This window comes from Pseudomonas sp. D1-36 (assembly GCF_051132205.1).
Taxonomy (GTDB): Bacteria; Pseudomonadota; Gammaproteobacteria; order Pseudomonadales; family Pseudomonadaceae; genus Aquipseudomonas.
The window spans coordinates 3,850,434-3,870,178 of the sequence record NZ_CP071674.1 but is presented as its reverse complement, the minus strand read 5'-3'; the positions used below and the strand labels follow the sequence as shown (position 1 = coordinate 3,870,178).

Below are 19,745 nucleotides of genomic sequence, written 5' to 3'. Positions count from 1 at the left end.
TCGACGGCCCGGCTCAAATCGTTGTGGCGCAGGCGTCGTTTTTTGACACGCCGCGACGGCATTTGCGTATTCTCGTCCACACTTGAATATAGCGGTGGCGCCGAGGCACTTTTTCCCGGCGAAACCGTCTTACCAGCACGACTGTTGACCTGACTTGAGGTGTTATCGATGAAAGCCCGGATCTGCCTGCCCCTGGTGGCATCCCTGATGGTTCTGGCCCTGGCCGGTTGTGCCGGCAAGACCGCGTACCGCGACAGTTGTGGCAGCCAACTCGACAGCGCCTGGCGCGAACTGGACCTGGCCAAGGCCGAAGGTTTTGCCGGTACGGTCAGCTACTCCAAGGCCCTGTCGCTGCTGACCGGCGCCAAGACCCAGCAGCAATTCGAAGCCTTCGAAGGCTGCACTCAAAAAGCCGAGAAGGCCCGCTTCTACATTCGCGAATCCCGCGCAGGACGATAAACACAGCGGCGAGCTACAAGCTGCAAGCTGTAAGTGGAAGCGAAACTGTTTTCCCTTGCGGCCTGTAGCTCGAAACTCGAAGCTGCGTACGGAGTACGCCCGATGATTGATCGGCTGGTGGCCCGGATACTGGGCCTGGAAGTCCGCCTGTTGGCCTGCCAGGCCCGCTTGAATGCCCAAACCGACAGCGAAGCACTGCATGACCTGCGAACCACGGTCCGTCGGTTGCGCAGCCTGCTTCGTCCGTTGCGTGGATTGCCCGGTGTCGAACAGCTGGAAACGGCCGCGTCGGCAGTAGGAACCCTGACTACGCCCTTGCGCGACCGCGAGGTGCTGGCGGCGTATCTGCAAAAGCACGGCAAGACCGACGCGGCGCAGCGGCGCCAGGTGCAAATGGCCGAAGCCTATCCCGCCGTGGCCAGCAGCCCGGAATTGGCGCAGCTGCTGATGATTCTCGACGCGTTCCCACGCTTCATCCGCGCTGCCCAGCGCCAGGGCCTGCTTGCCGGGCTGCGCAAGCGCATCGAAAAACGCCTCGACAAGCAATGGAAAAAACTCGGCGAAGCCTTGCGCGACCCCGCCCATGACCGTCACCGGTTGCGCCTGTTGATCAAGCGCGTGCGCTACGCCATCGAGGCCTATCCTGAACTCGATCGCTTGCCGGAAACGGCCATGCCACGGCTGAAGGCTGCCCAAGGCGCCCTGGGGGATTGGCATGATTGCTGGCAATGGCTGGCGCGGGCCGAGCATGAAGCCGATTTGCAAGCCTGTGTGCCGGTCTGGCGAATCACCATGGAAAAGGCCGAGGCCAAGTCCGACCGCGTGCTGGATAAACTCATCGCCAGTTGTTTCGATAAATCCTGAGGCTACCCAAAACCTCTGTGGCCATCCGGGGTGGATTCAAGCCCCACGGCTTTTCTGTCAGTCTCTTTGGCCGGTATGAGCGCTGTGTCGCTTGCCCGCGCTGGTTAAGATTCCTTCATCTTTTTCCGCTGTTCTCGAGGTCGACATGCGCTTCTCCGATTTGATCGATGCCGTGCGCCATCAGCCAGGCGCCGTTGTGATCCCTCCTGAATGGGGCCAGGGACGGGCCAGTTTTGGCGGGCTGGTGGCGGCGCTGCAATACGAGGCGATGAGGGCCCAGGTCCCGGCGGATCGCCCGGTGCGTTCGTTGGCGATCACCTTTGTCGGCCCCGTCGCGCCCGACGTCCCCGTCAGTTTTCAAGTGCAGGTGTTGCGTGAAGGCAAGGCGGTCAGCCAGGTCTTGGGGCGTGCGGTACAGAACGGTGAAGTGGTGACCGTGGTGCAAGGCAGCTTTGGCGCGTCGCGATCTTCAACCGTGTCGGTGCAGGCTGACCCCGCGCCTGAATTCAAGGATGTCGAGCAATGCCAGGAGTTGCCCTACATCAAGGGCGCTACGCCTGAGTTCATGCGCCACTTGGCGATGCGCTGGAGCGTGGGCGGGCTGCCATTCACCGGCAATAAATCCCGCAGCATGGGCGGTTGGGTACGTTTGCGCGGCGATGTGAAGGAACAGCCGCTGGACGAAGGGCATATCCTGGCGCTGGTGGATGCCTGGCCTCCGGCGCTGTTACCGCACCTCACCCAGATGGCCCCGGGCAGTACGCTGACCTGGACGATCGAGTTCGTCCAGCCGTTGCTGGAACTCACGACGTTGGATTGGTGCCAGTATTTGGCTGAGATCGAACACGCCCAGGATGGCTATGGCCATGTCGCGGCGAAATTCTGGAGTGCCGATGGGCGGCTGATCGCCATGAGCCGGCAGACAGTGACCATTTTCGGCTGAGACGTTTCGGCGATTCAGCGGCGGTGGCGCTCCCGCCAGGCGCGCCACCATCCACCGCTTAGAAAAAATCGTGGGAAGGTCAGGAATTGTTCCACCAGCAGGCGCGACATCGCGTCCTTGCGATCACTGAAAGGCTCCGACGCTTGTGTCTCCAGGCTATGGCCATGGCGTTGCAGCCCGAGTGCGGCAAGCAAGCCGATCACACCGATGGCGACATCCCCCAGGCTCAGGCTGAACACACCGCAGACAATCAGCAAAAACGCGACGATGAACAACGGCACCGCGATCAGGTGCAGGACCAGGTTGGTCGGGTGGCGATGATTGTCAGGGTAGGCGCGCCATTGCCAGGCCGGAAGGTTGGGGTGACGTTTGCCCATGATGCTGTTCCTTGAGTCCGTTTAAACCGAATAAACGAAGGATAGGTCGGGCCGGGCGGGGCGGCGAATCGCGGTTGGCTATCGTGGCGATAGGTGGCGATAGCCATAAGCCTTCTGGACGAGGGGTTCAAAGCTTCAACTGCCCAATCGCCTTGTTCAGTTGCCCCGCCAGCGTCGCCAGTTCAGCACTGGTGGCGGCGGAGTCCACCGTCTGGCGCACGGTGTCTTCGGTTACGTCGCGAATACCCAGCACCGCTCTGTTCATCTCTTCGGCGACATGGCTTTGCTGCTCGGCCGCGACGGCGATCTGGGTATTGCTCTCGCGCATCTGCGCCACCGCCTCGGTGATCTGCGCCAACGCCTCGCCGGCTGCGCAAGCCTGCTGTACGCAGTCATCGGCCTTGTGCGAACTTTCCTGCATGAACTCCACCGCATCCCGGGTGACCGCCTGCAGCGCCGACACCATCGTGGTGATCTCGTCCGTAGAGGTTTGGACCCGCCTGGCGAGGTTGCGGACCTCATCGGCCACCACCGCAAAGCCTCGACCCATGTCACCGGCCCGCGCCGCTTCGATGGCGGCGTTCAGGGCCAGTAGGTTGGTTTGCTCGGCGATGCTGTGGATCACACCGACCACGCCGTTGATTTTCTGGCTGTCTTCGGCCAGGCGCTGGATCATCTCGGCGGTTTGCTGCACGCCGGTGGACAGCCCGGTAATCGATTGCTGGACACGGCTGACCACCTCGCGGCCGTTGCCGGCGAGGGTGTCGGTGGTTTTCGACAGATCACGGGTGGCGCCAGCATGCTGGGCGATGTGATAAACCGTCGCGGACATCTCGTTGATCGCCGTGGCGGCCTGGTCGGTCTCGCTCTGCTGGCCGAGCATGCCGTGGCGCACCTCGTTCATGCTCGACGCCAGCCGAGCGGCCCCGTTGTCCAGCTGCCGCGCGGTGCTGGCGACGGTGTCGACCACCCGTTGGTAACCCGCCTGCATCGCGTTGAACGCGGCGGCCATCTGGCCCACCTCGTCGCGGCAGGCCAGGGGCACGCGGGCAGAAAGGTCACCGGTTTTTTCCACGTGCAGCATCACGTCTTTCAACGTGTCGAGCTGACTGAGCAGGAAGCGGATCAACAGTTGCGAGGCACCCAGCATTGCCAGCATCAATACCATCACCGCCACGGCGTATTGGCTGAAGCGTTCGGCAAAGACCAGACCCAGGCTCACCCCTCGGACCTGCTGTTCCAGGTGCATGGCATAGAGCACCAACAGCAAGGTTGTGGCGAATGCGACCGCATTGACCGCCCAGAATTTGTATTTAAGCGAGATATTGCTAAGCCAGGCACCCATGGTAGGTCTTCTCTGATAGCGGAAACAGTTTCGGCAAGGTGCCAGTATTCTGCTGCTATCCAGGGGGCGGGGTTTTGATGTGCGTCAACAGATGCTAAAGAGCCCTTGACCAAGAGCCCTGGGGAGCGAGCTTGCTCGCTCCCCAGGGCCTTTCGGCTCATTCGGAAAGGTTCGGCAACCCAAAAAACGCCCGGGCGCAGGCGGTGGTGTGGGCTGCCAGGTCTTCCTGGGTTTCACCGCGGTGCAGGGCAACTTCGCGAAGGACGTCCGTCAGATACGCCGGCTCGTTGCGACCGTTCTTGGGCTTGGGCCGCAGGGTACGCGGCAGTAAATACGGGGCGTCGCTTTCGAGCATGAGCCGACCGCGTGGGATTTCCCGCATCAATGGATGCAGGTGGGTGCCCCGGCGCTCATCGCAGATCCACCCGGTGATTCCGATGTGCAGGTCCAGATCGAGGTAGCGGAACAGCGCTTTTTGCTCGCCCGTAAAACAATGCACCACCGCGGCGGGCAATCGGTCACGAAAGCCTTGTAGAATTTCCAGCAGACGCTGGTCGGCGTCGCGCTCGTGGAGAAACACCGGCAATTGCAACTCCATCGCAAGGGCCAGGTGTTCTTCCAGGACCTTTTCCTGCTGTGGGCGGGGCGAGAAGTCCCGGTTGAAATCCAATCCGCATTCCCCCACCGCGCGGACGCGGTCTTGCTTGAGCAGATCCTTCAGGTGTCGTGCGCTGTCGGTCGTCCAGTCGCTGGCGCTGTGGGGATGGATGCCGGCAGTGGAAAACAGCCGTTGCCCCTCTTCGTCGAGGTGCTGGCAGAGTTCAAGGGCCTGCTCGCTGCCTTCGATGCTGGTACCGGTCAAGACCAGTTGGCAGACGCCCGCTTCATAAGCGCGCTCGAGCACGGCCTGGTGTTTGTCGGCAAAACTGGGGTTGGTCAGGTTGACGCCGATATCGATGAGTTGCATGGTGCTACCTCGGCCCAAAGGCCGCAAAGCATATCAGAGCTGTAGATTTATAAAAAAAGCCAAGAACTACAACGAGTTGCGGCTGTCTGTTGAGGCCACGAGACCGGTTGGGGTGGTGCGAATGCCATCGCTGTGCCAGTCTTTCGCACTTTTCAGCGCCCCAAGGTGCTCTGTTTTGCCAGTCGGTCCCGTTCCCTGGGATGGCTCGGCACTGTCCTTCCGGAGAGTGGATGGCACGTCCCCAGGTATTGCTTGTGCTGTGTTGTTCGCTGTTTTTGCCGATGCCGGCCGAAGCGCGGCTGCCCGGACCGCTGCAAGCCGTGGCGCCGGGAACCGTCCGGGACCTGGCGCAGATCCGGGACAGCCGGGTGCTGAAAGTCCTGGTCAATCAGAGCCGCAACAGTTCCGGCGAAGTCCAGGGACAGCCCATTGGCGTCGAATATCACCGGTTGCGGGCGTTCGAGCAATACCTCAACGGACATGCCCGGGACGGCCAGGAAATTACCCTCAAGATCATTCCCAAGGCCAAGGATCAACTGCTTGGCGCGTTGCAACGTGGCGAGGGCGACCTGGTCGCTCCCGGCGAACTGCTTGAGCCGCAACCGGGCCAGGCGGTCAGCGCCAGTGATCCGATCCGCAGCGACGTGCCGTGGCTGCTGGTGGGCATCAAGGGGGAGAAGCGATATACCCGCGTCGAACAATTGTCTGGCAAGACCCTGGCCCTGCCCACTGGCAGCGCGGCGGGGGATGCCGTCAGCCAGATCAATCAGAAGCTTGCGTTGCTCAAGTTGCCGGCGGTGAAAATCGAATGGGTCGATCCCACCCTGGCGGTGGAGGATGTGCTGGAAATGGTCCAGGGCGGGATCTTCCACCTGACCATTGTCGAACAGCCGATTGCCGAACGTTGGGGCAAGATCTTGCCCAAGCTGCGCTTCGACCGCCAATTGCTCATCGGCGAGCCGAGCGATGAGTTCTGGTTCGTGCGTCGTGACGCCGCGATGCTGCGGGCGAGCATCGATCGATTCCTCGTCACCTACAAGGCACCGTCAAACGAAGACGCTGCGTTCCTGCGGATCTACCGTCGCTTGTACCAGGTTCATTATCCGTTGGCCCGGGCCAATCGCCAGCGCCTGGAGAAACTGCGGCCGGTGCTGCAAAAGCACGCCCAGGCTCAAGGCATGGACTGGCTCAACCTGGCGGCCCTGGCCTTCAAGGAGTCGGCCCTGCAACCCAACGCGCGCAGCGGCAGCGGCCCGACGGGCCTGATGCAGATCACTCCGTCCGCGGCCCAGCGGGTCGGGGTCAATGACATCCGCAACCTCGATGGCAATGTGCAGGCTGGCGCCAAGTACCTTGCCATGATCCGCCGCAAGTTTTTCGCCAGCCCCAAACTCAACGAGCGAGAGCGCATGGCGTTCGTCCTGGCGGCCTACAACATGGGACCCGAGCGGGTGCAAGGGATGCGCGCCGAGGCCCGGCGACGGGGATTGAACCCGAACCAGTGGTTTTTCCAGGTGGAGCGCATCGCCATGGAGCAGGTGGGGATGGGCGCAGTCAGCTACGTTAATAGTGTGAACAAATACTATCTGGCGTTTGACCGGGAGCGAGAGTCGCTGGAGTCCCAGGAACGAAAGGTGGTCCTGCGAAAATAATCAAATAACCTGATCGTTATGGCGGAGTTTTTGCGCTAGTTAGATAAGGTTATTCGATTAATATGGCGTCTAACCACACATCACCAAGGAATGATCCATGAGCACTCTCATCAACAAAGTACTGTTCTCCCGTGCAGGCTACGGCCTGACTGTCCTGCGCATCGTCGTGGGTATCATCTTCACTGCCCACGGTGGGCAAAAGCTGTTCGGTCTGTTTGGCGGTTATGGTTTGGCGGGGACGGCGCAGTGGATGGAAAGCATCGGCCTGGCTCCCGGTTACTTGATGGCGACGTTGGCGGGCGGTACCGAGTTCTTTGCCGGCCTGGCGCTGATCATCGGCCTTCTGGCGCGCCCTGCGGCGCTGGGTCTGGCGATTCTGTCGCTGGTGGCGATTTTCTCGGTGCATATCGGCAATGGTCTGTTCATGGCCAACAATGGCTACGAGTTTGGCCTGGCCCTGCTGGCGGGTAGCATCGCCGTGCTGATTGAAGGTGCTGGCAAGCTTTCCGCCGACAACGCCATCGCCCGCTGACCCCTTGCTTGAATCGTCGAGGCCCGTCCAGTACGGGCCTTTTTTGTGCTCGTCGATTCTTGACACTGGCCGGTCAGCTTCTCTAGGATGCCGCTCATGCGCCGATTTAAACAGCTACTTGCGGGGCGCCAGGTGACTTCCGGTCACCGATAGAAGCCAGGACAACAGGGCTTCGAAATACCGCTAAAGCGCTGGTTCGGTGTTGCCTCTCACCTGCCATGCAGACTTTTGAGGCAGAGACACGACACAATGAACGCATCCAGCCCCCTCGTACGTCTTGCGCCAATCACGGCGAACCTTCTCCAACGCAATCCGAAAATTCTCCTGGGCGGTACCCACCAGCCAACGCTGCTGCGTTATCTGGACGGCTGGCCGCGACGCAACCATGGGCCTGCTGCCTTCCTGATCCAATTTGTCGAAGACGGCGAGTCCCTGGCGCGTTTTGCCAATGACAGCTTCGACCTCGCCGTGATCCAGTCCCCCACCCGGGCGGACGCTGCCGAAACGATCCGGCAGCTGACCCGTGTGGCCAGGCAGGGACTGATCACCCGCCGTTAAGGTCCCCTTTGGCCAGGCCCCGGAACTGGTTGGCGTGCATGCAGTTGAGCACAATGCTGCTTCGCGTCGACCAGTCGGTATTGATGATGTGAAAGCGTTGGATATAGCTATTGATGTCTTGGGACGCGAACCATTCGTCAACTTTGTCGCTGAAATCATCCGGGACGAAGAAGCCTGTATATTTCGCGCATTGGATGGAGCGAAGCGCGTAGGGCCTTTTAGGCTGTGAACTGGCATCGTCCATGAATTTTTTCAGCGTTGAAGTGCTTATATAGTCCTCGCCGGACCATTGGTGCTCGACCCCGGGCCAGTAACCATCCCCGCCACGCCTGTTATAGGAAATGACGATATTCTTTCCTGGCATGCGTTGCCATAGTTCCTGAAGCGTCATATAGCTCTGAGCGTAGTGGATCAGTCGATGTCCGATCGTCTGGTCAATCAGGTCGTGAAGTTCGTTATGTGCCGCATCGGTAAAATTCTTGAGCTGATGAAAGTTCAAAATGATGATTTCCTTCCCTCGGGCTGGGTTCGCATAAAACGCGTTGAGCACGTCAAGGACATCACCGGCCACGGTACGGCCCGACGAGGCCAGGTGATAAAGCTGGAAGCGACGCGGGTGCCCGGCAGGCTGGTCGGCGAACAGCTCAACGCGCAGGTCAAGCACGCGAAACCCTCGGTTGATCTGATCGCGGATTGGAACGTCTTGGGTGATTTCAAACGGAAACTGCATCTTCGGCGCTTCTCTGTCAGAGCCTGAATCATGGGTGCCGGGGAGAATTAGTTCATCAATGCGAAGTTTATAAATTTGCGGTGTGTGGTTCATCCATCGGTCACTGAAGTTCGGGTCCATGTTATTCATCCTTGAATATGTAAAGGTAATAAAAAGTGCGCCCTCGGCGCACTTTCAATTTCCCGGATGAACCTGTTGATGTCAAATAACAAGTTGCTTGTCGTTGTGCCGCGATATGTCCGCGGATTAATTTTCTTTGGTTTTTACAGGTATTCGATGTGGGTTATATATATAAGTTGCTCGCCGGCAGGCGTTTGGACTCGGGCTTCGGCATCAAGGGCCTTGCCGATCAATGCGCGGGCCAGCGGCGAGTCGATGCTGATCAGGTTCTGTTTCAAATCCAGCTCATCGGGCCCGACGATGCGATAGCGGGACTCGTTGCCTTCTTCATCTTCCACGGTGACCCAGGCGCCGAAATAAACCTTGTTTGGGTCGCTGGGCTTTTCACTGACGACCTTGAGCGCTTCGAGGCGCTTGGTGAGGAAGCGCACGCGACTGTCGATTTCCCGCAGCATCTTCTTGCCGTAAGTGTATTCGGCGTTTTCCGAACGATCGCCCTGGGCCGCCGCCTCGCTGACCGATTGGGTCACCTGGGGGCGGCGCACGTGCCAGAGTTCGTGGAGTTCAGCGCGCATCCGCGCCTCACCTTCGGGGGTGATCAGCGCGGTGCCGGCGGTGCGGGGAGGGCGATAGCGACTCATGGCAACTTCTTGTGATAGCGAAGCCGGAAGTCTATCAACCCTCGCGCAACACTGTCAGCGGGCTGGCGTTGAGCGCTCGGCGGGTACCAAATACGCCCGCTGCACCGATCAGCAAAGCACCCACCAATGGCAGCACCAGCAGCCATGGATGCGGATGCCATGGCAGGTCGAATGCGTACCGGTAAAGCACCAGGCTCACCAACTCCGAGCCCAGGGCGGCCAGCAAGCCGCTGACCGCGCCCAGCAAACCGAATTCGATGCGCCGGGCCTTGGTCAGCAGTGGCCGCTCGGCACCGAGGGCGCGTAGCAATGCGCCTTGGCGAATCCTTTCATCGAGCGTGGCTTGCAAGCCTGAGAACAGCACGGCCATCCCCGCCGCGAGCACGAACAGCAGCACATATTCCACGGCCAGCGTCACCTGGGCGAGGATGCTGCGCAGTTGTTCGAGCAGGGCTTCCACCTGCAGGATCGTCACGGCGGGGAACGCCCGTGACAGGTCGACAATCTGCTGGTCGTGACCGGCTGCCAGATAGAAGCTGGTGAGGTAGGTGGCCGGAAGATCCTTCAAGGTGCCGGGCTGGAAAATCATGAAGAAGTTTGGCTGGAAATTGTCCCAATTGATTTCCCGCAGGCTGGTGACCTTCGCCTCCCGGTTGAGACCCCCGACATTGAACACCAGGCGGTCGCCCAGCTTGATCTTGAGGTTTTCGGCCACCTTGCCTTCCACCGACACTCCTGGAATATCGTCCGGTGGCTGTTGAGGCCACCAGTTTCCGGCGGTCACCACATTGCCCGCAGGCAGATCCGCGGCCCAGGTCAGGCTCAGGTCGCGCTGCAGCGCGCGGTCGCCCGCCGAGTCTTTGGTCACGAATTCCTTGGCCGGCTCGCCGTTGATGCTGATGAGCCGCCCCGGTACCACGGGATACAGCGGGGCCGACTGCGCGGACAGTTCCATCAGCTTGTCGGCGAACGCCTGTTTGTCGTTGGGCAGGATGTTCAGGGCGAAATAGTTCGGAGCGTTCTTGGGCAGCTGGTTTTGCCAGGTATCCAACAACTCGCCGCGCAGCAACGCAATCAATGCCATGGACAACAGGATCAGGCCGAATGCCAGGGCCTGGCCCGCCGCGGCCAGCGGGTGGCGCAGCAACTGGCCGAGCCCCAGGCGCCAGGGCAGCGAGGCGCGGGCCAGCATCCGACGCAGGCTCTGCAATGCCAGCAGCAGCAGGCCACCAAGGACCAGCGCGGCAATCACGCCGCCACCGAGCAGGGCAAACGTGAGCACCAGGTCCAGGCTCAGGCGCCACATGATCAGCCCAAGGGCACCCAATGCGGCGCCGTAGACCACCCAGGTACTGGAGGGGATCGGCAGCATGTCCCGGCGCAGTACGCGCAGCGGCGGGACCCGGCCCAGTGCGGCCAACGGCGGCAAGGCGAACCCCGCCAGCGCCACCAGCCCGGTGCCGATCCCCGCGATCGCCGGCAACAGGCCGCCTGGCGGCACGGTGGTCGGCAACAGGTCATGCAGCAAGGCGAACAGCCCCAGTTGGGCGATCCAGCCAAGGAGGGCGCCGCTGATACTGGCCAGCAGGCCCAGCACTGTCAATTGCAGGCTGAACAGCACCATGGCTTCCCGGCGCGACAGGCCGAGACAACGCAACAGCGCGCTGGCGTCGAAGCGCCGGGTGGCGAAGCGGTTGGCGGAGAGGGCGACGGCCACGCCGGACAACAGCACCGCCACCAGGCTGGCCATGTTCAGGTAGCGCTCGGCCTTGCCCAGGGCGCCTCCGATCTGCCGGTTGCCATCGCGGGCATCCTGCAGACGCTGGTTGGGTTCCAGGCCTGGCTTGACCAGGTCGCGGTAGGTTTGCAGTGCCGGGGCCGGGCCTCGCCACAGGTCGCGATAGCTGACGCGGCTGCCCGGTTGCACCACGCCCGTGGCGTCCAGATCCTTGAGGTTGATCATGACTCGCGGTGTAAGGCTGTAGAAGTTGCCGGCGCGATCCGGTTCGTAGGTCAGCACCCGGCTCAGGCGAAGGGTCTTGTTGCCGACATCGATGCTGTCACCGATCTTCAGGTCCAGGGCGGTCAGCAGCCGCGCCTCCACCCAGGCCTCACCCGGGGCTGGACGTCCGCCCGTTTCCTCCTGTGCAAGGGGCGCGGGGGCGCTCTTCAGTTCGCCGCGCAAGGGGTAGATGTCATCGGCTGCCTTGACGCTGGACAGCTGGATACCGTTGTCGGTGGCAACGACACTGGAAAACTCCACCACGCGGGCATGTTCCAGGCCCAGTTCGGAGCCGCTGCGAATCTGTTCCGGGCGGGCGGGGGAGCTGCCTTCGAGCAGCAGGTCGGCGCCGAGGAACTCGGTGGCGCGCATCATCATCGCGCCGTTGAGCCGGGCGCCGAAGTAGCCGATGGCGGTGCTTGCCGCCACGGCCACCAGCAAGGCGAAGAACAGCACGCGCAGCTCGCCGGCGCGGGCGTCGCGCAGCAACTGGCGAATGGCAAGACTGAACAGGCGCAGCAGGGGCAAGCGTGCCATCAAGGCTCCAGGGGCGCGACCATCTGGCCGGCTTCAAGTCGGATCAGGCGCCGGCAGCGATGGGCCAGGCGTTCGTCGTGGGTGACCAGCACCAGGGTCGTACCGCGTTCCTTGTTCAGCTCGAACAGCAGATCGCTGATGCGTTCGCCAGTGTGGCTGTCTAGGTTGCCGGTAGGCTCGTCGGCAAACAGAACGTCGGGTTCGGCGGCAAAGGCGCGGGCGATCGCAACGCGCTGTTGTTCGCCGCCGGAGAGCTGGCGTGGCGAGTGAGTCAACCGCTGGCCGAGCCCGACCCGTTGCAGCAGTTGCGTGGCGCGCTCCCGGGCGTCCTTGCGGCCGTCCAGTTCCAGCGGCAGCATGACGTTCTCCAGCGCGTTGAGGCTGTCGAGCAGCTGGAAAGACTGGAAGACGAAGCCGACATGTTCGGCGCGAACCCGTGCCCGCTGATCCTCGTCCAATGCGCTGAGGGCTTGGCCGGCGAGGGTCACTTCGCCCTTGCTGGGCAGGTCGAGCCCGGCCAGCAGGCCGAGCAGCGTCGACTTGCCGGAACCGGACGCGCCGACGATGGCCAGGCTGTCGCCCTTGTTCAGTTCCAGGCTGAGTTCGTGCAGGATGGTCAGTTCACCTTCCGCGCTGGGAACCACTTTGCTAAGGTCCGTCGCGGTGAGAATGCTTGAGCCCATGGAGAATCCGATGCGTGTGTGGTTTTTGAGTGCCGGCCTGGCCTTGATGTGCATGGTCCAGAACGCAGCGGCGGGTACAGTCCTGATCGTTGGCGATAGTATCAGCGCGGCTTTCGGCCTGGATACCCGGCAAGGCTGGGTGTCGTTGCTAGAACAACGGCTCAAGGCCGAGGGTTTCGACGATAAAGTGGTCAATGCCTCGATCAGTGGCGACACCAGTGCAGGTGGCCTGGCGCGCCTGCCGACGCTGCTTGCGGCCCATAAGCCGGAGGTGGTGGTTCTGGAGTTGGGAGGCAACGATGGGCTGCGCGGACAGCCGCCAACACAATTGCAACAAAACCTTGCAGCGATGATCGAGAGCTCTCGCGCCAGCGGTGCGAAGGTGATCTTGCTGGGCATGCAGTTGCCGCCCAACTATGGGCGGCGCTACACCGAGGCTTTCGCGAAGGTCTACACCACCTTGGCCGAGGAGAAGAAGGTGCCGCTGGTGCCGTTTTTTCTCAAGGATGTGGGAGGTGTCCCAGGGATGATGCAAGGCGACGGGTTGCACCCGTCCGTCGCGGCTCAGGGCAAGTTGCTGGAAAATGTCTGGCCGACGCTGAAACCGCTGCTTTGACGCTTTTCTACAGGCGGTGTTTCGGCTAATGTGGCGCCCCCGATTTGGAGCCCCCGATGCCGCGTCCCGCCTGGTCCCTGTTTGCCTACCAACTGATCGAGCCTGACGAGCAGCTGGATCTGTTCGCCTGCCAGGAAGTACGGGTGCACCTGGTGACCCGGCAGTTGGAACTGGGCGGATCGGCCGACCGGACCCTGTGCGGCAGCCTGTTGCCGGCCCAGCCACGTTGGTCCGGGGTCGATCGCAGGATTTTCCAGGATCACCGCCTGTGTTCCTTGTGCCGGGCGATCCTGGAGTCGCAGAAACGCGGCACCTCGCCAATCTGGCCGGAGTTGCGGTTCGAGTTGTGATCCTTCTGGCCCAGAGTATCGCTTTTGTGGGAGCGAGCTTGCTCGCGATAGGGCCGGCACAGTCCCATACAGTGCAGGCAGGCCCACCGCCAATCGCGAGCAAGCTCGCTCCCACAGGGTTTCAGTTGATCCCCCGGCATGCTGCGCATCGGACACTCCGGTGCCGCTCTCCCCGAAATAACGGGGGGCAGTGTACAATCGCCGTTTCGATACCCCTTGTTCGATCTGCGAAGGATTTCCCGGATGTTGCCGCGCTTGCCTGCCGTCGCCCGCTGCCTGTCTCTTGCCGCCCTGTGTATGGCTGGTCCCGTTGCTGCGTTGGAGTTGCCCCTGCCCCCACCGGGCGAAGACATCGTCGGCCAGGTGCAGGTCATCAAGGCCAAATACGAAGATACCTTCGCTGACCTGGGTACCACCTATGACTTGGGCTATACCGAGATGGTGGCGGCCAACCCCGGGGTCGATCCGTGGTTGCCGGGTGCTGGCACCGAGATTGTCCTGCCGACCCGTTTCATTCTTCCTCCGGGCCCGCGCGAAGGCATCGTGATCAACCTCGCCGAATATCGCCTCTACTATTTCCCCAAGGGCCGGAACGTGGTCTATACGTTCCCACTGGGGATTGGCCGCGAAGGTTGGGGTTCGCCCATTGCGCGCACCAGCATCATCGCCAAGACGCCTAACCCGACCTGGACGCCTCCGGCCTCGATCAAGGCCGAACACGCCGCTGATGGCGACCCGCTGCCGAATGTCGTGCCGGCCGGTCCTGACAATCCATTGGGCCCGTTCAAGTTCACCCTGGGTACGCCGGGCTACCTGATCCATGGATCGAACAAGAAGTTTGGCATTGGCATGCGTACCAGCCACGGCTGTTTCCGTATGTTCAACAACAACGTCCTGGAGATGGCCGGCATGGTGCCGGTGGGCACTTCGGTACGAATCATCAACGATCCGTACAAGTTGGGCCTCAGTGGCGGCAAGGTTTACCTGGAAGCCCATACGCCCCTGGACGACAAGGGCAACCCGTCCGTGGTGGACAAGCACACCGCGGTCATCAATGCGATGCTCAAGCGTGAGGACATCACCAGCAACTTGCGCATGAACTGGGACGTGGTGCGTGACGTGGTAGCTGCCGAAGATGGCCTGCCGGTGGAAATCGCAGTGCCAAGTGCATCGGCCCCGATGGTCTCGAGCGCCCCGGTCGACATGCCCCAGTAACTGTCCTGAAGCAAACCGCCGACTTCTTGCGACCTCGGCGGTTTTTTTTGCCTTGCAAAAACTCAGGGCAATAAAAAAGCCGACCCAGTAACAGGTCGGCTCGATAACAATCCCGAAGGACTATTACTTGCGGCTAGCTTTTTCCAGCATGCGCAGAGCACGCTCGTTAGCTTCGTCAGCAGTCTGTTGTGCTTTTTGAGCAGCAGCCAGAGCTTCATCAGCTTTACGGTAGGCTTCGTCTGCACGAGCTTGGGCGCGAGCTGCTGCGTCTTCGGTAGCAGTCAGACGGGCTTCGGTTTCTTTCGATGCGCTGCTGCAACCGGTAGCCAGAACTGCGGCCAGGGCCAGAGCAGAGAATTTCAGAACGTTGTTCATCGTGTTCCCCTTCAAGGACTTTCTATTTAATGACTGTCTCCCCAGAGTGAGGAGTTAGCCGGCGTACATACTACTCATTACTTGTAGTAAGTAAACTGACGTAGCGCAAGAAGCAAAAAAATTGTAGGCGGTGATTCTTTTTCAAGCAACTTTTCTGAGTGCTGTTTAAAAAACGCACAGCCCAACCTCCGGAATGGAGCGCGGCGGTGAAGAAAAGTTCCGCTGGGCAGACCAACTCATTGCAGAGCGCTAAAGTCGCTGTTTATTGATTCTCCTAGACTTTTGCTCATTTTTTGCGCAACCGCCGGCACATCTTTTATTGGTAACGGCGGTGACTTTAACAATCGGCGCTCGTCTCAAGACTCAACAACTGGCGATGTTCAGCTATTGCGCCTTGATCGACTACAGGGTGAGCGTGACGCTCAATCGATAAACCCGCCGGGGTTTATCCCTTCAGTGACAGGCGTGCCTTGAGCATTTGCGTCATTGGTGCCTACTATTCACGACGTGCTCGGGTTTGAGCGATTGATTTTTTGCGCTCGGTGACCAAGCAGGCACGGGGTGGCGTAGATGTTCCTTCGCCGGAAAAACATCGGTAAGGTAGGGGTCGGCATTCAGACCCGCGAGGAGTAGTGATGAGCGAGGCGGTTACCATCCACCATGACCAGGCTGGTCATCAGTTCGAGACCATTGTGGACGGTCATCGTGCCTATCTGACCTACATGGACCTGGGCAAGCAGACCCTGGATATCTATCGCACGTTCGTGCCCAACGCGTTGCGTGGCAGGGGAATCGCGGCGAAGCTGACTGAAGCGGCCCTGCAGTACGCCGAGGAAATGGGCTACACGGTGATCCCGTCCTGCTCCTATGTGGAGCGATACATGGAGCGTCACCAGCGGCACGCGGCGAAGCTCTGACACCCAACGGTTCCCCAAAAAAACGCCGGGCTGAAAAGCCCGGCGTTTTTTTATGCTGGTGTTTTATCTGTCGAAGCGATCGATCAGCTGCGCTGACGCTTTGGCAGCACGTCCTTGAGCTTGGCGTGCATGCTGCGCAAGGTTTTCTCGGTGGTGCCCCAGTCGATGCAGGCGTCGGTGATGGAGACGCCGTACTGCAAATCGGCGAGGTCTTTCGGGATCGCCTGGCAGCCCCAGTTCAAATGACTTTCCACCATCAGGCCGATGATTGATTGGTTGCCTTCCAGGATCTGGTTGGCAACGTTTTCCATCACCAGCGGCTGCAGCGCCGGGTCCTTGTTGGAGTTGGCGTGGCTGCAATCGACCATGATGTTCGGCTTGACCTTGGCCTTGTCCAGCGCCTGCTCACACAGGGCGACACTGACCGAATCATAGTTCGGCTTGCCGTTGCCGCCGCGCAATACCACGTGGCCGTAGGCGTTGCCCTTGGTGGTGACGATCGAGACGCCACCTTCCTGGTTGATGCCCAGGAAACGGTGCGGGCTGGAAACCGACTGCAAGGCGTTGATCGCCACAGTCAGGCCGCCGTCGGTGCCGTTCTTGAAGCCCACCGCCGAGGACAGGCCGGAGGCCATTTCCCGGTGGGTCTGGGATTCGGTGGTGCGTGCGCCGATGGCCGACCAGCTGATCAGGTCCTGCAAATATTGCGGAGAGATCGGGTCCAGGGCTTCGGTGGCGGTGGGCAGGCCCATTTCGGCCAGGTCCAGCAGCAATTGGCGACCGATATGCAGGCCGTCCTGGATCTTGAAGGAGTCGTCCAGGTACGGGTCGTTGATCAGGCCCTTCCAGCCAACGGTCGTCCGAGGCTTCTCGAAATACACCCGCATTACCAAGTACAACGTGTCGGAAACTTCCGCGGCGAGTACCTTCAGGCGCTCGGCGTATTCGTGGGCAGCCTTGATGTCATGGATCGAGCAAGGCCCGATGACCACGAACAGGCGATGGTCGGTGCCGTCGAGAATGTTGCGGATGACTTCCCGGCCCTTGGTCACGGTGCGCAGGGCAGCGTCGCTCAGGGGGATATCGCGCTTGAGTTGGTCAGGCGTGATGAGGGTCTCGTTGGAGGCGACGTTTAGGTCATTGATCGGTAAATCAGCCATCGTGTTACTCGTAAGGTCACGGGTGCCGGCCGCCAGCGATCCCCGCGCGGCGGTGCACAGCGAAGTTAAGCGCGTCGGGGAGCCGAACCTTAGCGCGTTCGGAGGTGGCTCGACAATGGGCAGGGGCCGCTTTAATTGCGGCGGGCAGGGTCCTCGCCACGAAGCGTGGGTCCTGTGTAATGATGCGCGGGGATTGTCAGAGAGGGGGAGTTGCATGACGCAGGCAGGCGCTAGGCCCGGGAGCGGCAGGATCGGCATGATCGGCACCGGGGCGATCGGTGGGTTTTACGGTGTGATGCTGGCCCGGGCCGGTCACGACGTTCACTTCTTGTTGCGCAGCGAATTTGCCGCCGTCGCCGAGGGCGGCCTGCGGATCGACAGCGATGTCCATGGCACGCTGAGCCTCGACCCGGTCCAGGCGTACCGCTCGGCTGAGCAGATGCCGCCTTGCGAGTGGCTGCTGGTGGGCGCCAAGACCACCAGCAATGCCGACCTGGCACCGGCGATCATCCAGGCGGCGGCCGATGGGGCGAAAATCCTGTTGCTGCAGAACGGCCTCGATGTCGAAGACGATCTGCGGCCGTTGTTGCCCGATTCGCTGCACCTGTTGGGTGGCCTGTGCCTGATCTGCGTGAATCGTGTCGGCCCGGGCGTCATCGCTCACCAGGCGCTCGGTGCGGTCAACATCGGCTATCACAGTGGTCCCTGCCAGGACCAGGCTGAGCGCATGGCGATCGTCGAAGAGGCGGCGGGTCTGTTCCGTGGCGCCGGCATCGACTCCCAGGCGATGCCCGACCTGCAACAGGCTCGTTGGCAGAAGCTGGTGTGGAACGTACCGTATAACGGTCTGTCGGTGCTGCTGGGCGCCAGCACCTCGCCGTTGATGGCGAATGATCACAGTCGCGGGCTGATCCAGGCGCTCATGGGCGAGGTGGTACGCGGTGCGCAGGCCTGCGGCCATCAGATCGCGCCTGGGTATGCGGATTATCTGTTCACGATGACCGAAAAAATGCCCGACTATTGGCCGAGCATGTATCACGATTACGCCCATAAACGGCCGCTGGAGCTGGAGGCAATCTACGCCCGGCCATTGGCGGCGGCCAAGGCGGCAGGCTGCGAGCTGCCGAAGATCGAAGCGTTGCATCAGGCGCTGGCGTTCCTGGATCGCCGCAACCGTTGACAGGCGAAAGGGGGCAACATGGCAAATAACATCGATGACAAGCTGGTGCTGGCGATTTCATCGCGGGCCTTGTTCGATTTGCGCGAAAGCCACAAGGTCTATCTGTCGAGTGGCGTCGAGGCCTATCGGCAATACCAGATCGAGCATGAAGACGAGGTCCTGGAGCCGGGGGACGCCTTCGCCCTGGTGCAGAAACTGCTCAACCTCAACGAGCACCTTGGGCGCGCCCGTGTCGAAGTCATCCTGGTGTCGCGAAACAGCGCCGATACTGGCCTGCGGGTATTCAACTCGATCCACCATTATGGCTTGGCGATTTCCCGCGCCGCATTCGTTGGGGGCCGCAGTCCATACCCTTATCTGAAGGCCTTCGGCTGCGACCTGTTTTTGTCCACCCATGCCGAAGACGTGCGCAGCGCCCTGGACGCGGGATTTGCGGCCGCGACAATTCTGTCGGGGGGCGCCAGCCGTGCCGCCAGCGAGGAATTGCGCATTGCTTTCGACGGTGATGCGGTGCTGTTTTCCGACGAGTCGGAACGCGTCTATCAGAGCGGTGGCCTGGAAGCCTTCCAGGCCAGTGAACGCCAGGCCGCGCGCGAGCCGCTGCGAGGGGGGCCATTCAAGGGCTTCCTGGCGGCGCTCAATGCGCTGCAACGCGAGTTTCCCGAGGATGCTTGCCCGATCCGCACGGCATTGGTGACGGCCCGTTCGGCGCCGGCCCACGAACGGGTCATTCGCACGTTGCGCGAATGGGATATCCGACTCGACGAGTCGCTGTTCCTGGGCGGCTTGACCAAGTCGGCCTTTCTCGAGGCTTTTGCCGCCGACGTGTTTTTCGACGACCAGACCGGACATTGCGAGCTTGCCCGGGAAGTGGTCGCCACCGGGCACGTGCCCCATGGCATCAGTAACGAAGTGAAGCTCTGACCACCCGTTGCGGGGAGCGTCACGCCGCACGTCGCACTCGTCGGGGCGCTGCTAAGCTGAATCAATCTCCGCCATTCAGGCATTCGAGGAGGTCACATGATTCGTTCGATGCTGTACGCCACAGACCTGGGCCTTTATGCCCCTTATGTGATGCAGCATGCCTTGGCGTTGGCACGGACGTTTGAAGCCGAGTTGTATGTAGTGCATGCGGTGGAACCGATGGGGCTGTTCGCCGAGTCGGTGTTGCAAAGCTACCTCGACGAGCACGCGCTGAACGAATTTCATCGCCAGGGTCTGAATACGGTGATGGCCAATATCGAGCAGCGGGTACTCGACAATTTTCGCGAGGAATTGGGGGAGGGGCAGCAGGACTTGAAGCTGATCAAGTCGGTGAGGGTATTCCAGGGTGATCCTTCCCAGGTCATTCTCGAGCAGGCCGCGAAACTCTCCGTCGATTTGTTGATCGTAGGCAGTCATTGCCAGGGGGCGAATGGCGAGACCCCTTTGGGGAGGACCGCCGCACGGGTATTGCAGTTATCCCGGGTGCCGGTCTACCTGGTGCCGCTGGTGCAGCGCCGGCGCCACGGGGAGACCTAAG

General features: G+C 61.3%; 22 protein-coding genes. 13 read left to right on the top strand and 9 right to left on the bottom strand.

Annotation, left to right across the window (positions count from 1 at the left end):
* Positions 1-168: 168 nt before the first annotated feature.
* The 3 genes from J3P76_RS17135 (at position 169) to J3P76_RS17125 (ending at position 2,266) form a co-directional block, all read left to right on the top strand.
* Entirely contained in the window at positions 169-459 is a 291-nt protein-coding gene (locus J3P76_RS17135) for a hypothetical protein (RefSeq protein WP_420764823.1), read from the top strand.
* Positions 460-561: 102 nt separating this feature from the next.
* Positions 562-1,323: a CHAD domain-containing protein gene (locus tag J3P76_RS17130; protein ID WP_434610394.1), complete on the top strand. Its 762-nt coding sequence runs from the start codon at positions 562-564 to the stop codon at positions 1,321-1,323.
* Between the two features lie 145 nt (positions 1,324-1,468).
* Entirely contained in the window at positions 1,469-2,266 is a 798-nt protein-coding gene (locus J3P76_RS17125; RefSeq protein WP_420764821.1) for an acyl-CoA thioesterase, read from the top strand.
* Positions 2,267-2,280: 14 nt separating this feature from the next.
* Here J3P76_RS17125 and J3P76_RS17120 read toward each other — a convergent pair whose 3' ends face one another.
* From J3P76_RS17120 to J3P76_RS17110, 3 genes are all read right to left on the bottom strand, one after another.
* Positions 2,281-2,643 (bottom strand): terminase, encoded by a 363-nt coding sequence (locus tag J3P76_RS17120; protein ID WP_434610396.1) that lies wholly within the window; start codon positions 2,641-2,643, stop codon positions 2,281-2,283.
* A gap of 127 nt (positions 2,644-2,770) precedes the next feature.
* Positions 2,771-3,988 (bottom strand): methyl-accepting chemotaxis protein, encoded by a 1,218-nt coding sequence (locus J3P76_RS17115; RefSeq protein ID WP_434675126.1) that lies wholly within the window; start codon positions 3,986-3,988, stop codon positions 2,771-2,773.
* Positions 3,989-4,145: 157 nt separating this feature from the next.
* Positions 4,146-4,955, bottom strand: a complete 810-nt coding sequence (locus J3P76_RS17110) for a TatD family hydrolase (protein WP_434610401.1) — start codon at positions 4,953-4,955, stop codon at positions 4,146-4,148.
* 230 nt (positions 4,956-5,185) lie between these two features.
* Here J3P76_RS17110 and J3P76_RS17105 point away from each other — a divergent pair, with 230 nt between their 5' ends.
* The 3 genes from J3P76_RS17105 to J3P76_RS17095 all read left to right on the top strand — a co-directional run bounded on the left by J3P76_RS17105 (position 5,186) and on the right by J3P76_RS17095 (position 7,697).
* Entirely contained in the window at positions 5,186-6,607 is a 1,422-nt protein-coding gene (locus J3P76_RS17105) for a transglycosylase SLT domain-containing protein (protein ID WP_420764817.1), read from the top strand.
* A 97-nt stretch (positions 6,608-6,704) separates the two neighbouring features.
* Entirely contained in the window at positions 6,705-7,139 is a 435-nt protein-coding gene (locus tag J3P76_RS17100; protein WP_434563116.1) for a DoxX family protein, read from the top strand.
* Positions 7,140-7,388: 249 nt separating this feature from the next.
* A complete protein-coding gene (locus J3P76_RS17095; RefSeq protein ID WP_420764815.1) occupies positions 7,389-7,697 on the top strand; it encodes a class I SAM-dependent methyltransferase in 309 nt (102 codons plus the stop codon).
* Here the strand turns inward: J3P76_RS17095 and J3P76_RS17090 are convergent.
* The 4 genes from J3P76_RS17090 to J3P76_RS17075 all read right to left on the bottom strand — a co-directional run bounded on the left by J3P76_RS17090 (position 7,684) and on the right by J3P76_RS17075 (position 12,410).
* A complete protein-coding gene (locus tag J3P76_RS17090) occupies positions 7,684-8,547 on the bottom strand; it encodes a hypothetical protein (protein WP_434701008.1) in 864 nt (287 codons plus the stop codon). The two genes, J3P76_RS17095 and J3P76_RS17090, sit on opposite strands and share 14 nt — an antisense overlap.
* Positions 8,548-8,690: 143 nt before the next feature.
* Complete coding sequence (gene greB / locus J3P76_RS17085) at positions 8,691-9,188, bottom strand: transcription elongation factor GreB (protein WP_420764813.1); 498 nt, start codon at positions 9,186-9,188, stop codon at positions 8,691-8,693.
* 34 nt (positions 9,189-9,222) lie between these two features.
* Positions 9,223-11,727 (bottom strand): ABC transporter permease, encoded by a 2,505-nt coding sequence (locus tag J3P76_RS17080; protein WP_434610405.1) that lies wholly within the window; start codon positions 11,725-11,727, stop codon positions 9,223-9,225.
* A complete protein-coding gene (locus J3P76_RS17075; RefSeq protein WP_039588896.1) occupies positions 11,727-12,410 on the bottom strand; it encodes an ABC transporter ATP-binding protein in 684 nt (227 codons plus the stop codon). The genes J3P76_RS17080 and J3P76_RS17075 overlap by 1 nt, the downstream gene beginning before the upstream one ends.
* 10 nt (positions 12,411-12,420) lie before the next feature.
* Here J3P76_RS17075 and J3P76_RS17070 point away from each other — a divergent pair, with 10 nt between their 5' ends.
* The 3 genes from J3P76_RS17070 to J3P76_RS17060 all read left to right on the top strand — a co-directional run bounded on the left by J3P76_RS17070 (position 12,421) and on the right by J3P76_RS17060 (position 14,591).
* On the top strand, positions 12,421-13,026 hold the full coding sequence (locus tag J3P76_RS17070; protein WP_434563121.1) for an arylesterase: 606 nt from the start codon (positions 12,421-12,423) through the stop codon (positions 13,024-13,026).
* A gap of 56 nt (positions 13,027-13,082) precedes the next feature.
* Positions 13,083-13,376 (top strand): hypothetical protein, encoded by a 294-nt coding sequence (locus J3P76_RS17065; protein WP_041020059.1) that lies wholly within the window; start codon positions 13,083-13,085, stop codon positions 13,374-13,376.
* A 243-nt stretch (positions 13,377-13,619) separates the two neighbouring features.
* Positions 13,620-14,591 carry a L,D-transpeptidase family protein gene (locus tag J3P76_RS17060; protein WP_434563123.1) on the top strand — a complete coding sequence of 324 codons (972 nt, stop codon included), beginning with the start codon at positions 13,620-13,622 and terminating at the stop codon, positions 14,589-14,591.
* A 123-nt stretch (positions 14,592-14,714) separates the two neighbouring features.
* On the opposite strand, the gene oprI is transcribed toward J3P76_RS17060, so the two are convergent.
* Positions 14,715-14,966, bottom strand: coding sequence for an outer membrane lipoprotei OprI (gene oprI / locus J3P76_RS17055; protein WP_011335311.1), 252 nt, complete (start codon positions 14,964-14,966; stop codon positions 14,715-14,717).
* Positions 14,967-15,601: 635 nt separating this feature from the next.
* Between oprI and J3P76_RS17050 the strand changes: the two genes are divergently transcribed.
* Entirely contained in the window at positions 15,602-15,883 is a 282-nt protein-coding gene (locus tag J3P76_RS17050; protein ID WP_420764809.1) for a GNAT family N-acetyltransferase, read from the top strand.
* Positions 15,884-15,966: 83 nt separating this feature from the next.
* Here J3P76_RS17050 and J3P76_RS17045 read toward each other — a convergent pair whose 3' ends face one another.
* Positions 15,967-17,043: a 3-deoxy-7-phosphoheptulonate synthase gene (locus J3P76_RS17045; protein ID WP_420764808.1), complete on the bottom strand. Its 1,077-nt coding sequence runs from the start codon at positions 17,041-17,043 to the stop codon at positions 15,967-15,969.
* Between the two features lie 214 nt (positions 17,044-17,257).
* On the opposite strand from J3P76_RS17045, the gene J3P76_RS17040 reads away from it, so the two are divergent.
* From J3P76_RS17040 to J3P76_RS17030, 3 genes are all read left to right on the top strand, one after another.
* Positions 17,258-18,223, top strand: coding sequence for a putative 2-dehydropantoate 2-reductase (locus J3P76_RS17040; protein ID WP_434610410.1), 966 nt, complete (start codon positions 17,258-17,260; stop codon positions 18,221-18,223).
* An 18-nt stretch (positions 18,224-18,241) separates the two neighbouring features.
* Positions 18,242-19,147: a 5'-nucleotidase gene (locus tag J3P76_RS17035; RefSeq protein ID WP_420764806.1), complete on the top strand. Its 906-nt coding sequence runs from the start codon at positions 18,242-18,244 to the stop codon at positions 19,145-19,147.
* 96 nt (positions 19,148-19,243) lie between these two features.
* The gene (locus tag J3P76_RS17030) at positions 19,244-19,744 is read left to right on the top strand and encodes a universal stress protein (protein WP_420764805.1); all 501 of its coding nucleotides are present in this window, start codon (positions 19,244-19,246) and stop codon (positions 19,742-19,744) included.
* The last annotated feature ends 1 nt before the right edge of the window (position 19,745 follow it).

Excerpts from the sequence above, each read along its gene's own strand:
- J3P76_RS17110 (WP_434610401.1), bottom strand. The coding sequence starts at position 4,955 with ATGCAACTCATCGATATCGGCGTCAACCTGACCAACCCCAGTTTTGCC.
- J3P76_RS17030 (WP_420764805.1), top strand. The coding sequence starts at position 19,244 with ATGATTCGTTCGATGCTGTACGCCACAGACCTGGGCCTTTATGCCCCT.
- J3P76_RS17060 (WP_434563123.1), top strand. The coding sequence starts at position 13,620 with ATGTTGCCGCGCTTGCCTGCCGTCGCCCGCTGCCTGTCTCTTGCCGCC.
- J3P76_RS17070 (WP_434563121.1), top strand. The coding sequence starts at position 12,421 with ATGCGTGTGTGGTTTTTGAGTGCCGGCCTGGCCTTGATGTGCATGGTC.
- J3P76_RS17125 (WP_420764821.1), top strand. The coding sequence starts at position 1,469 with ATGCGCTTCTCCGATTTGATCGATGCCGTGCGCCATCAGCCAGGCGCC.
- J3P76_RS17090 (WP_434701008.1), bottom strand. The coding sequence starts at position 8,547 with ATGGACCCGAACTTCAGTGACCGATGGATGAACCACACACCGCAAATT.
- J3P76_RS17040 (WP_434610410.1), top strand. The coding sequence starts at position 17,258 with ATGACGCAGGCAGGCGCTAGGCCCGGGAGCGGCAGGATCGGCATGATC.
- J3P76_RS17065 (WP_041020059.1), top strand. The coding sequence starts at position 13,083 with ATGCCGCGTCCCGCCTGGTCCCTGTTTGCCTACCAACTGATCGAGCCT.
- J3P76_RS17045 (WP_420764808.1), bottom strand. The coding sequence starts at position 17,043 with ATGGCTGATTTACCGATCAATGACCTAAACGTCGCCTCCAACGAGACC.
- greB (WP_420764813.1), bottom strand. The coding sequence starts at position 9,188 with ATGAGTCGCTATCGCCCTCCCCGCACCGCCGGCACCGCGCTGATCACC.
- J3P76_RS17095 (WP_420764815.1), top strand. The coding sequence starts at position 7,389 with ATGAACGCATCCAGCCCCCTCGTACGTCTTGCGCCAATCACGGCGAAC.
- J3P76_RS17035 (WP_420764806.1), top strand. The coding sequence starts at position 18,242 with ATGGCAAATAACATCGATGACAAGCTGGTGCTGGCGATTTCATCGCGG.
- J3P76_RS17100 (WP_434563116.1), top strand. The coding sequence starts at position 6,705 with ATGAGCACTCTCATCAACAAAGTACTGTTCTCCCGTGCAGGCTACGGC.
- J3P76_RS17135 (WP_420764823.1), top strand. The coding sequence starts at position 169 with ATGAAAGCCCGGATCTGCCTGCCCCTGGTGGCATCCCTGATGGTTCTG.
- J3P76_RS17105 (WP_420764817.1), top strand. The coding sequence starts at position 5,186 with ATGGCACGTCCCCAGGTATTGCTTGTGCTGTGTTGTTCGCTGTTTTTG.
- J3P76_RS17115 (WP_434675126.1), bottom strand. The coding sequence starts at position 3,988 with ATGGGTGCCTGGCTTAGCAATATCTCGCTTAAATACAAATTCTGGGCG.
- J3P76_RS17120 (WP_434610396.1), bottom strand. The coding sequence starts at position 2,643 with ATGGGCAAACGTCACCCCAACCTTCCGGCCTGGCAATGGCGCGCCTAC.
- oprI (WP_011335311.1), bottom strand. The coding sequence starts at position 14,966 with ATGAACAACGTTCTGAAATTCTCTGCTCTGGCCCTGGCCGCAGTTCTG.
- J3P76_RS17080 (WP_434610405.1), bottom strand. The coding sequence starts at position 11,727 with ATGGCACGCTTGCCCCTGCTGCGCCTGTTCAGTCTTGCCATTCGCCAG.
- J3P76_RS17075 (WP_039588896.1), bottom strand. The coding sequence starts at position 12,410 with ATGGGCTCAAGCATTCTCACCGCGACGGACCTTAGCAAAGTGGTTCCC.
- J3P76_RS17050 (WP_420764809.1), top strand. The coding sequence starts at position 15,602 with ATGAGCGAGGCGGTTACCATCCACCATGACCAGGCTGGTCATCAGTTC.
- J3P76_RS17130 (WP_434610394.1), top strand. The coding sequence starts at position 562 with ATGATTGATCGGCTGGTGGCCCGGATACTGGGCCTGGAAGTCCGCCTG.